The sequence below is a fragment of the Bilifractor sp. LCP21S3_F8 genome (assembly GCF_052117805.1).
Classification (GTDB): Bacteria; Bacillota; Clostridia; order Lachnospirales; family Lachnospiraceae; genus Bilifractor.
On sequence record NZ_JBQKIK010000086.1, the window covers coordinates 1 to 316 of the forward strand.

Below are 316 nucleotides of genomic sequence, written 5' to 3' on the forward strand. Positions count from 1 at the left end.
TTTCAAAATCTTTTGATTTTTCGATTGTGCTTTGGATTTCTTTTTGGAATCGTTTGTGTATTCAGTTTTCAAGGTACGTATCTGGCTTTATCAGCCATACCAGCCGGAAAGGAATTTTCCAGCTCGTATCACCGGTAAAGCTTTTTGCTTTCCCAACAACAGGTGATTCTCTACTCTTATAACGAGAGATTTTCGCTTGCTTTATTGTAAGTTTATTTGTTGTAAGGATGCTGGCGGCCGCCTATCTTTCCATACTGTCTCCGGCATAGTATTTTCGGCCGCCCGGGTCTTAACCATCGTGTTCGGAATGGGAACG

Annotated in this window: 1 protein-coding gene; it reads left to right on the top strand. The window is 42.1% G+C overall.

From position 1 onward, the window contains the following. On the top strand, nt 1–182 hold a 182-nt coding region (locus ACTQ3A_RS14005; RefSeq protein WP_441495204.1), incomplete at its 5' end, for a hypothetical protein. Nucleotides 183–316 lie beyond the last annotated feature (134 nt).